The sequence below is a fragment of the Streptomyces sp. NPDC086766 genome, from assembly GCF_044746005.1.
GTDB lineage: Bacteria > Actinomycetota > Actinomycetes > Streptomycetales > Streptomycetaceae > Streptomyces.
On record NZ_JBIVBI010000045.1, the window covers coordinates 1 to 10,347 of the forward strand.

At 67.5% G+C, this 10,347-nt stretch carries 8 protein-coding genes and 1 pseudogene; 4 read left to right on the forward strand and 5 right to left on the reverse strand.

The window, feature by feature from the left end:
- Together ACIPM1_RS33385 and ACIPM1_RS33390 are read right to left on the reverse strand one after the other, a co-directional pair.
- On the reverse strand, positions 1–812 hold an 812-nt coding region (locus ACIPM1_RS33385; RefSeq protein ID WP_402441068.1), incomplete at its 3' end, for an MFS transporter.
- Between the two features lie 16 nt (positions 813–828).
- Positions 829–1,597 (reverse strand): annotated as a pseudogene (locus tag ACIPM1_RS33390) (SDR family oxidoreductase).
- A 56-nt stretch (positions 1,598–1,653) separates the two neighbouring features.
- Here ACIPM1_RS33390 and ACIPM1_RS33395 point away from each other — a divergent pair.
- Positions 1,654–2,661: an ArsR/SmtB family transcription factor gene (locus ACIPM1_RS33395; RefSeq protein ID WP_402441070.1), complete on the forward strand. Its 1,008-nt coding sequence runs from the start codon at positions 1,654–1,656 to the stop codon at positions 2,659–2,661.
- On the opposite strand, the gene ACIPM1_RS33400 is transcribed toward ACIPM1_RS33395, so the two are convergent.
- The gene (locus ACIPM1_RS33400; RefSeq protein ID WP_402441072.1) at positions 2,649–3,254 is read right to left on the reverse strand and encodes a nitroreductase family protein; all 606 of its coding nucleotides are present in this window, start codon (positions 3,252–3,254) and stop codon (positions 2,649–2,651) included. The genes ACIPM1_RS33395 and ACIPM1_RS33400 overlap by 13 nt on opposite strands.
- Positions 3,255–3,693: 439 nt before the next feature.
- Here ACIPM1_RS33400 and ACIPM1_RS33405 point away from each other — a divergent pair, with 439 nt between their 5' ends.
- Together ACIPM1_RS33405 and ACIPM1_RS33410 are read left to right on the forward strand one after the other, a co-directional pair.
- Positions 3,694–4,035 (forward strand): CU044_2847 family protein, encoded by a 342-nt coding sequence (locus ACIPM1_RS33405; RefSeq protein WP_402441073.1) that lies wholly within the window; start codon positions 3,694–3,696, stop codon positions 4,033–4,035.
- 252 nt (positions 4,036–4,287) lie between these two features.
- Positions 4,288–7,128: a CHAT domain-containing protein gene (locus ACIPM1_RS33410; RefSeq protein WP_402441075.1), complete on the forward strand. Its 2,841-nt coding sequence runs from the start codon at positions 4,288–4,290 to the stop codon at positions 7,126–7,128.
- A 161-nt stretch (positions 7,129–7,289) separates the two neighbouring features.
- Here ACIPM1_RS33410 and ACIPM1_RS33415 read toward each other — a convergent pair whose 3' ends face one another.
- The gene (locus tag ACIPM1_RS33415; protein WP_402441080.1) at positions 7,290–8,468 is read right to left on the reverse strand and encodes an IS110 family transposase; all 1,179 of its coding nucleotides are present in this window, start codon (positions 8,466–8,468) and stop codon (positions 7,290–7,292) included.
- A 291-nt stretch (positions 8,469–8,759) separates the two neighbouring features.
- Between ACIPM1_RS33415 and ACIPM1_RS33420 the strand changes: the two genes are divergently transcribed.
- Positions 8,760–9,398: a hypothetical protein gene (locus tag ACIPM1_RS33420; RefSeq protein WP_402441077.1), complete on the forward strand. Its 639-nt coding sequence runs from the start codon at positions 8,760–8,762 to the stop codon at positions 9,396–9,398.
- A 526-nt stretch (positions 9,399–9,924) separates the two neighbouring features.
- On the opposite strand, the gene ACIPM1_RS33425 is transcribed toward ACIPM1_RS33420, so the two are convergent.
- Positions 9,925–10,347, reverse strand: a 423-nt coding sequence (locus tag ACIPM1_RS33425) for a DUF3592 domain-containing protein (RefSeq protein ID WP_402441079.1), incomplete at its 5' end; no start/stop codon positions are given.

Sequence of the window (10,347 nt, forward strand, 5' to 3'; positions counted from 1 at the left end):
ACCAGGTTCACTGGATCGGGACCGTAGCGGTCCACCAGACGGCCGGCGAGCGGGGCGCAGACCATCGTCACTGCTCCGACCAGGGCAATCATTCCTACCGCCTGGGCACCCAGCCCGTAGGCCGGTCCGGCGAGCAGGAGCGCCAGGCAGGTCCAGACCGCGGAGAACCCGGCGAAGACGGTTGCCTGGTAGAAGCACGAGCGGCGCAGGTCTGGCTCGGTGCGCAGCAGGCGCAGCGGCTCGGCCAGGAGTGCTGTGTACCGCTGGCGGGAGGACGGAGTTGTGGTCGGCGCCGCGAACGCTATGACGGTGGCGAGGAGCAGGGCCAGGACCGCGGCGGCCAGGTAGGGGGCCCGCCAGCCCAGCCACTCACCGAGCGTGCCGCTGAAGGTCCGGGCCAGCAGCATGCCGCCGGTCGATCCGCTCAGCAGGGTGCCGATCACGGCTCCTTGGCGGTCGGCGGCCACGAGACCAGCCGCCAGGGGGCCGACGATCTGCGCGCCCAAGGTGGTCAGGCCGACAAGGGTGCTGGCGGCAATGAGGGCCGGCAGAGTCGGTGCGCAACCCGCTGCGAGCAGTGCCAAGCTGGCCAGAGCGAGGAGGACGACGAGGAACGAGCGGTGCGGGAGCCTGTCGCCAAGCGGCACCAGCAAGACCATCCCGGCCGTGTAGCCGGCCTGTGTGGCGGTCACCACCCCAGCGGCCGAATCGGGCGACACATGCAGCCCGGCGGCGACCAGCGGACCGATGGCCTGCGGAAAGTAGATGTTGCCCACCGCCACGGCGCACGTGACAGCCAGGATCAGGACCATCCGGCGGCTCATACCTTCAGTCCACCGGCCCGCCCGCTACGTGGGTGACCTGGCTGGGGACGAACCCCGCCCCGGGACTTTAGGAGGAAGGAGACGGTATGCGCGGTGTCGTCAGGCAGGCCCACCCGGCCGACCGGGATGGACTGCTCTGCCCTGTGCCTAAACTCCTCGAAGCTCAGGCCGAGCCGCCGGGCTGAGGACCTGGTTATGTCGCTCACGACGAATCCCGGCGCGATGACGTTCGCCGTCACGCCATGCGGTCCGAGTTGGAGAGCAAGGGACTTGGTGAATCCGATCAAGTCCGCCTTCGCGCTGGCGTAGTCGACGCGGCCAGCATCACCGACCGCTGAGATGCTCGACATGTGGACGATGCGTCCCCGGCCGGCCGTCACCATGTGCGGGCAGACGGCACGGGCGGCGAAGAAAGGGCCGCTGAGGTTGATCCCCAAGACCGTGTCCCACTGCTGCGTGGTCATGTCCACAAGGTCGGCACGGGGTCCGATGCGGGCGTTGTTGACCCGCACCGTCGGCGGCCCGAACGCGGCGGCGATCCGGGCGAGGGCCGCAGTGACCGCGGCCTCGTCGGCGACATCAGCGGCGATGGCCAGCGCTGCCCCGCCGACAGGTGTGAGGGCATCCACGGTACCGGTGCAGTCCGCCTCGTCCAGATCGATCACGCCGACCGCCAAGCCGTCGCCCGCCGGGCGCCTGGCCACAGCGGCGCCGATCCCGCGGGCAGCACCGGCGACAACCGCCATGCGTGGCACATGAGTTGTGTGTTTCATGGGAGGAAGTCCACGGCATCGACGTTGCGCCGCCAATCGATGTAGCGTATGACTTAATGATCAGTTTTGTGCTCGGCGTCGAAGACCTCGCGGACACCCGCTTCGCCCTCTCCCCCCTGCACGAAACCCTGTTCAGCCTGCGAGTGCTCCAGGATCCGGGCCTGTCCGCGCTGCACCTGCCCTGGCGCAGGTCCGTACTCGGCAGACTCGGCACGCTCGACACCGGTCTACTGATGTCCCTGGTCGCCCAGCGGCGTACCCTCCCCGACTTCCTGACCCCGAACCCCACGAGTTTCGCGCCGGCCTTCGAAGAAGAACTCTCCGTCGTCCGCCAGGCGTCCTGCGCTCGGGTCCGCCACGACCTGCTGCTTGCGCACGCACCCGACCCTGTTCCAGAAGCGCTCCGCGACGCCACCGCCGCCGAAGACGCACCTGTCGCCGGACTCCGCGACGCCATCTGCGATCTCCTGCGGCAGTACTGGGAGGTGGCCCTCGAGCCGGTGTGGCCGCAGATGCGACTGGTGCTGGAAGCCGACATGACCTACCGCGCCCGCCGGCTCGCCCTGGGGGGCGCCCGACTGCTGTTCGCCGACATGCACCCGAACCTGCGCTGGCAGGACGGAGAACTGCATATCCGCAAGATGATCAGCAGGCACCGGGTTGCGGCATCTGGCCGGGGACTGTTGCTCCTGCCGTCCGTGTTCGCACACAAACCCGCGCCCCCCGTCAGCCCGGACGAGCCTCCGAGCCTCGTCTATCCCAGCCGGGCAGTAGCCACGCTGTGGGGCCCGCAGATGCCGACCGCCGACACAACCGCCTTGGTGTCTCTCCTCGGTTCATCCCGAGCGAGACTGCTCAGCCTCCTGCAAGAGCCGTTGCCCACCGTAGAGCTCGCCCGCCGTCTCAAGGTCACCCCAAGCGCGGTCTCCCAACACCTGCGTGTCCTGCACTCCACAGGACTGCTCACCCGCACACGTGACGGACGGCATGTGCTGTACCGGAGAAGCGCACTCGGCGACCAACTCACGACCACCACTACCAAACCGCGAACTCACGACAGCTGAGGTCCAGCAGTCCGCCTCCGCCCAACCCCGCCTGGGGCGACTATCCACTCCACCACGACCGCCTCGCGCTGCACGGCGAGCGCCTCGCCGTGCAGGGCGGTGTCCAGGTTGGCCTTGGTGCGGGCGGCCTTGACCTTCGGCAGCCCGGCGGGCACCGACACCACGTCGGCCTTCGGCGGCGTGGGAATGGTGCCGCGGCCGGTGGTGACGACCTTGAGGGCCGTGCGGAAGGCGTCGCGGTGGCGGCCCTCGTCGGCGGTGATCTCGCTGAAGAGTTTCGCTGCCTCGACGTCTCCGTCCGCGCGGGCCTGCTCGGCGAAGCGGCGGTGGCGGTGCCTGGGGCGAACAGATGCAGCTGGATCCCGGCCAGCGGCCCATGCACCGCGGTGTGCTGGTTCCCGCCGCGACTCGGGCCCCGCGCACTCGTCGGCGAAGCAGCGCCCCAGGGCGACGCGCCCTTCCCCGCGTACCAGGACCCATCGCCATGGTCGGAGCTTGCCGTGATCGGGGGCTGTGGCAGCCGCACGCAGCAGGTATGCGAATTCGTCGTCCGACGTCCACCACGGCTGTTCAAGTACACCCCACGCGCACATCTGAAGCCGAGGCACCCTCTCCCCCGCGGTGAACACCCGCCGCACCCACCAGGGGGCTTCACACCTCATCGACCGGCGCGTGACGCTCATCGGCCACCGTGCGGTGAGCGCCCAACGGGCTCATCGCGTTCGCCGGTGCCACCACCCGCACGGCCTACAGTTCCCAGCCCCGGCCTGCGGTACCCCCACGCAACAGCCACTCTCCCTCGCCACCGGCCCATGGTCGCCTGCGCAAGCACGGCACGGCCGGGGAGGGACGGCCGAAGTGAAGTTTCGCTCCGCCCCCATTCGGGTGGATCGTGACCGGCTGGCCGCGCGCTGCCCGAACCAGGTAGCTGTCTGTCGTAAACAAGGCATGCGAAGACTGCTGCGGCCAGCAGTACACCCGCTCTGGCGCCGTTTTCGCCCCCAGGACCCCTTCGCACCGGCAGGAGCACCGATGGAGCAGCTCGTTGCGTTCCAGTCCGCCGAGGGCGGCTCGGTGCTGGTAGAGGTCAGGGAACAAGCGGCCGGGCCAGTCACCCGTGGCCTGCGGGGTGCGACGGTTCCCGAGCGGGCGGAGCGGACCTTTGAGGAGGCGGTGCGCCATGTGCAGCCGGCCGTCGAGGCCGTCGTGGCCCAGTTCCGCTCGGTGACACAGGCGGTGGACGAGATCCATGTCGAGTTCGGACTCAACCTGCACGCCGAGGCCGGCGCGTTCATCGCAGCCGCGAGCACCACAGCCAACTTCAGCGTTGCCCTCACCTGGCATCGGAGCGCCCACAACCCCACCACCGAGTGACCGTGTGCCCTCTCGGCGGCCGAACCCAAGACACCGAAAGCCCTCCTTGCTTACGTACCGGTTACCTTGCGCGCGAGCCCGAGTGGCCGGGCCGGACTGGGAGCAGGTGGAGGAGCCGTCGTGTCGGCGCGGTTGGCCGGGACAGGGAGGACGGGGCAATGGAATTCCTGCGGCCTTACGGTGCGGGCCGTGCCTGCGTCAAGGACAGCGGCGGGCACTCACCAGTGGGTCTTGGCATGGAAGGGGGTAGCGATGGCCACTGACCTGGAGCTGGAGTTGTGTGCGGTCCAGCCGGGTGAGTACGAGGTGCGGGTGATCCGTGCTCCCTCGGGCGGGGAACCCTGCGCGGCGCTGCGCTTGGGCATCGATGAGTTGGTGGAATTGCGTCCGGAGCTGGAGAGGACGGTGCTGGCGTCGTCGGTGTCGGCGCGGCGGAAGACGCCGGTGTCCGAGCAGCCGGTGCAGCAGGTGGGGCAGCATTTGTTCGAGTCCTTGTTCACCGGACCGGTCTACGGGGCCTATCGGGCGAGTCTTGGGGTGGCGCAGGAGCGGCACGAGAAGCTGCGGGTGGTGCTGCGGCTGGAGGCGCCACAGTTGGCGCTGTTGCCATGGGAGACGCTGTTCGACCCGGAAACTGGTTCGTACCTGTGCCGGCACGAGCCGCTGGTCCGGCACGTTGCCGCTGACGGCACCCCCGAACCGCTGCCGGTGACACCACCGCTACGCATCCTGGTTCTTATCGCCTCGCCGCGCGGGTTGCCCCCGCTGGATGTCGATGCCGAACGCGAACGCCTTGAACAGGCCCTGGCCAAGCCGATCGCCGAAGGCCGCGTTGAGCTGGCGTGGGTGGAACAGGCCGGCTGGGACAGCGTGCACGCTCATCTGTTCGAGAGGCAGTGGCACGTCCTGCACTTCATCGGCCACGGCGACTACGACAGCGACACCGACGAAGGACTGATCGCGCTCGTGGGCGAGAACGGCGCTGCGGACATGGTCGAGGCATCCCGGCTGGCTGACCTGCTCACCGCAGTCGACCCCGCCCCACGACTGGTCGTCCTGAACTCCTGCGCCTCGGCGCAAGGCGGGGTGCATGACGTCTTTTCCAGCACCGGGGCGGCACTGGTCCGCAGAGGGATCAGCGCAGTCGCCGCGATGCAGTTCACCATCAGCGATAGGGCCGCGGTCCGCTTCTCCCACGGCTTCTACACCTCTCTCGCCTACGGTCAGACCATCGACGAAGCCGTCAGGCAGAGCCGCATCTCCATGCTCGGCGGCGGGAGCACCACACTGGAATGGATCACCCCCGTGCTCTATGTCCGCGGTGAGAGCACCCACTTGTTTACCTTCACCGCACCACCAACCCCCACCCAAGGCCCAGGGCAACCCCCGCCTGAGGGACGACCTCTGGCATCAGGGGCGGAGGAGGCGCAGCGCCGTGCGCAGCTGCGGGCCTTGTACGTGATGGCCAGCGCCGAAGTACGCCTCGGCAACCTCGACAAAGCCATCGAGGTACTGGATGACCTGCTCATCCTCGACCCCGGCAACCGTGACGCGGCCACGCTCAAGGAGACCGCCACCCGCCAGCGCCGACTCGGCGACCTCTACCAGCACGCGACAGACGCACAGACCGCCGGCGACTGGGACACCGCCATCGACATCTACACCGAGCTCCTCCAGACCGACCCGGACTACCAGGACACCCCTCAAAGGCTCGAGGTCTGCCGCGCCCGGCGGCGCATCGAGAACCTGCAGGCCGAATTGCGCTACCTCGCCGACACCGGCCAGTGGCAGGCCGTCCTCAACGTCAGCGAGGAACTCCACGGACTCGACCCGGCCGCCGCCGACCCCGACGGTCTCACAACCCAGGCCCGACACACGCTGGAACAAGCCGAAGGCGACGATTTGGAGCGCTGGTACGCCGAGGCGCGCGCTGCCGAGGACGACGCCAACTGGGCCGGTGCCGCGTCCCTCTACGACCGAATCCTGACCGACAGCAGCGGATACCGCGACGCAGTCCACCGCCGCGAGATCTGCCTGCGCCGTAAGAGGCTCTCCGAGTTGCGTACCGCGCACGACCAGCGCCCCACCGCAGCGAGCTCGCAGCAGGTACCGGAAACGCTGACCGAAATGACCGCTGTGCAGCCTGACGCCGCAGGCCAAAACGCCGCAGTGACTGAAAGCGCCCGTCATGAAACCCCTGCTTATTCCACAGAGATCGCGCACCTACGGTTCGGAGCCTCATCGCTCTCATGGCATCCGGACGGTCAGAGAATCGCCGTCAGCGGCCAGGGGTCTGGGGTGATCCACGTTTATGACACCACAGGTACCGAACGCTTAAAAATCAGGTCCGAAGCAGCCTTTATGCCAGAGGTGAACGCGGTGGCGTTCAGTCCGGACGGGCATCAGCTTGCTAATACCGACGACGGGGCGATCAAGGTATGGCATGCTGACAGCGGCCGAAAACTGCTCGAGTTCGACATTCGCGGTCAATACGCACTGGCATTCAGTCCGGATGGCACCCAGATCGCCACCACCACCAACCGTGTCAACGAAGAGGAACCCCGCCCCGGGGCCCACATTTGGAATGCTGCCACCGGCCAGCAGATCCATGAAATTCAGCACAGGGGTGCTGTTTTTGCGGTGGCGTTCAGCCCGGACGGCACACTACTCGCCACCGGCGGCCACCGCTCGGCGCGGATCTGGGATGTCCCCACCGGCCGGCAGATCCATGAACTACAGCACGGTGATGATTACGTATGGGCGGTGGCGTTCAGCCCGGACGGCACACTATTCGCCACCGGCGGCCACCGCTCGGCGCGGATCTGGGATGTCCCCACCGGCCGGCAGATCCATGAACTACAGCACAAAGGCCATGTTCCTGCGGTGGCGTTCAGCCCGGACGGCACACTACTCGCCACCGGCGGCCACCGCTCGGCGCGGATCTGGGATGTCCCCACCGGCCGGCAGATCCGCGAACTACAGCACAAAGGCCATGTTCGGGCGGTGGCGTTCAGCCCGGATGGCACACGACTCGCCACCTGTTCCGAGGGGGCAATTATCAGCGGCACAATTACACTTTGGCCTGTCGCCTGAGTAGAGGTACAGCCGCCGCATGAGGCGGACTTCTTCCAGAGACCCGACTCGGAGGGGCAAACCGATTGCAGTCGCGGAGCTCACCGCGGCAGGCGCAGTAGACACGGTCAAAGACGGGCACGGGGCGGTCGGTCTCCCACAGTGATTCCTAATGCGGTCTGTCAAGCAGCGAGGGCACTGGGTGGCGTGATCTCGTAGCACCGTCCATCGCGCAGGAGCGCCCAGAGGACGTTCACGCGGCGGCGGGCAAGGGCGAGGACGGCCTGTGTGTGACGCTTGCCCTCGGCACGTTTGCGATCGTAGAACTGACGCGATTCCTCACAGTGCCGGATGCTGAACAACGCCGAGATGTAGAAGACGCGTTGGAGGCGGCGGTTGTATCGCTGCGGGCGCCGCAGGTTGCCACTGATCTTTCCTGAATCACGGGGCACGGGGGCGACGCCGCCGAAGCCGGCGAGTCGGTCAGCAGTACCGAAGACCGTCATGTCGCCGCCGGTGGCAGCCAGGAATTCGGCGCCAAGGATGACGCCGAGACCGGGCATGCTGGTGATCACGTCGAAGGTGTGGTGGTCGCGAAACCTGGCTTCGATGTCCTTGTCGAGCTCGGCGACCTGCTGGTTGAGGCCCATCACCTCCCTCGCCAACGTGTGCACCAGCTGGGCGGCCAGCTTCTCGCCGGGCAGGCTGGTGTGCTGCCGGTCGGCGGCCTGGACGGCGATCTCGGCGAGCCGGTCGGCGCGGATCACGTGACGGTTGCGCAGCCAGGTCTCCAGCCGCTTAGCGCCGAGTCGGCGGATGGCCGCTGGTGTCTGGTAGCCGACCAGCAAGATGAGCGGGCCGCTGTTGGTCACCTCCAGCGCCCGTTCCAGGCCGGGGAAGACGCCGGTGAGCTGGGCTCGCAAGCGGTTCACCGTGCGGGTGCGGTCGGCGACCAGGTCCATGCGCCGGCCTGTGAGGAGCTTGAGATCGGTGATGGTGTCGTCGGCGGCGCGTAAGGGGTGCAGGTCGCGGCGGACGCGGACCTGGTCGGCGATGACGGCGGCGTCCTTGGCGTCGGTCTTTCCCTCGCCGCGGTAGCTCTCAGAGGCGCGGTGGATGGCCCGGCCGGAAATGTAGTGCAGCGGCTGGTCATGGTTGAGGAGGATGGCGATGGCCAGGGCGGCTCCGCCGTCGGCCAGGTCGATGCCCCAGGTCACCTGGTCGCCCAGAGCCAGGACATCGGCGAGGAGCTCCAACAGTTCGGGTTCGTCGTTGGCGACGCGTCGCGACAGCAGCCGTCGGCCGCTGTCGTCGATCGCGACGCAGTGGTGGTGGGTCTTGCCTGCGTCAATGCCGGCCAGATCGCGGCCATGTGGTGCCTCCGTGCGGTGATGTTGCTGGTGCCTCCCACGGACGACCTCGCTGTCGATTCCCTACGGAGCGATCATTCGCAATTCCTAATTGGCAGCCGAGTCGTCGTGGGGCACCGGGCGGCCAATCACTGAGAGCCACAAGCGGCAGAGCCTTTTCAACCACACCCGGTGCCCCTGGGTGGGTGAACCATACGAAGGGCTCACCGTCTCCCGCAGAACAACGTAGGGAGCCTTTTCCAACCTCAGCTTGCCGTTGTCAGGTGAAGGGTGAGGACGGGCTTGACCAAGCCGGTGATGCGGGTGGTGCTGCATCGTGTGTGCGTGCACCGACCAGCCCCAGGCTCGAGCCCGTGGACGCCGACCCGACTTCCCGCCGGTTCTCTCGCGGTGGCAGGATGCCTGATCACGGACGAGCACGCGGGAGATCCCATGAACGGGCAAGGCATCCCTGGCCCGGCAGAAGGCTTCAGCGTCTTCGCTGTCGACGCCAACTGGCCGGAATCACGGCAGGTCACGGGTCACGGCTACAACCGAGCCACTGGTGACATCCACGTGTACCTGTGGTTCGGCTCTCCGTACTTCGACCCTCAGGTCGAGCACGTCACGGTCTTCAGCGCCTCCTCCGGCAATGCAGAGGCCAGCGAGGCCCTGGACCGAGCTTTCGAGATCTACTACCACCCCGGTAAGGAACCCCCGGCTAGCCTTCCGGCCTCCGAACCTGTCACCATCACCACAGACGGGAAACCCATGACGTTCGAGCTCTGGCGCAACAGCAGCAACCGTTACTGGGTCGCACGGGGATGCGTCGAGAGCACTGACGTGGTCCTGTCCGGCTCCGAGATCGAACCGAGCGAGCTCAGCCTGGTCGGCGTGAGCGACCTGACCTCGTTCTCGAACCCGTTCGCGTCCCTCGGGTAACACCACCACACAGCGGCCCTCCGCCCATTGAGTCGCCTCCAACCTGTTTGAGCGGCTGGCCCCTTGGCGTGGTGGTGGCGTTTGGGAAATGGTGAAGCTCCTGGTAGATCGGATGTCGACCAAGATCAACCTATCCGCCCGGAGCTTCACGTGCTTATCTACCCATCCCGTACTTCTGACGAGCATGAGCAGGAAGAGAAACCCGGGACAAAGGAACGGTCAGCCCGGCACCGCACCTCGCACAGACGAAAACGAACACCAGCGCCCTCCCGTGTGCGGCAGCCAGCTGCCCGACCTCGTGGTGGACGGTTCCTGTTTTGGGCACGCCACGGGTTCGCACGACCCGCCGGTTGACGCCGCACGCTTCACCGCGCCGGCGATGACGATGCGCAGAGCGGTTGCCAACGCCGACACACCTTCCGGCGCGGTCCGGTTCCTCGGCGCCCACCTTGCGCGGCAGCCGCAGGGCTGCGGGACGGAGGCAGGAGCAGCCGGGCGGCGTTGGTCACGAGTTGCATCGTGGCCTTCAGGCTACGGGTCGGTGGGTGTCCGGCGTCCTGCCGCCTTTTGGCTGCTGCTTGGCACGCGCCACTTCCCAGGCGGTCCCCACCAGAATTCCTGCCGCGAGCAGTCCGAACACCACAGAACCCTCTCGAATTCCGTCGGCCTCGTGTCCGTCCAGATGGTCAGCGTGGCGGACCTCGGTGGGGTCCGACGGGTTGTAGACGACAGGTACGTGCGCTCCGGGCTTCGCGTCGGTGGCCGAGCCTGAGACATCGATATCCGCGCGTACAGTGCCGGACGGTGCACCAAAGCGCACGGTCAAGGAGGTCGCCGAGCCCTCCTCCGACTCACTGGCGATGCCGACCACGGTCGCGTCGGTCCTGTGCCCGTGCGCCCGGAGGTTCTGCAGTACCTGGTCCTCCTGGCCGGCTTCCCATCCCATGAC

Bases quoted from the DNA above. Each gene is read 5' to 3' on its own strand.
- ACIPM1_RS33395 (WP_402441070.1), top strand. From the start codon at position 1,654: ATGATCAGTTTTGTGCTCGGCGTCGAAGACCTCGCGGACACCCGCTTC.
- ACIPM1_RS33400 (WP_402441072.1), bottom strand. From the start codon at position 3,254: ATGTGCGCGTGGGGTGTACTTGAACAGCCGTGGTGGACGTCGGACGAC.
- ACIPM1_RS33405 (WP_402441073.1), top strand. From the start codon at position 3,694: ATGGAGCAGCTCGTTGCGTTCCAGTCCGCCGAGGGCGGCTCGGTGCTG.
- ACIPM1_RS33410 (WP_402441075.1), top strand. From the start codon at position 4,288: ATGGCCACTGACCTGGAGCTGGAGTTGTGTGCGGTCCAGCCGGGTGAG.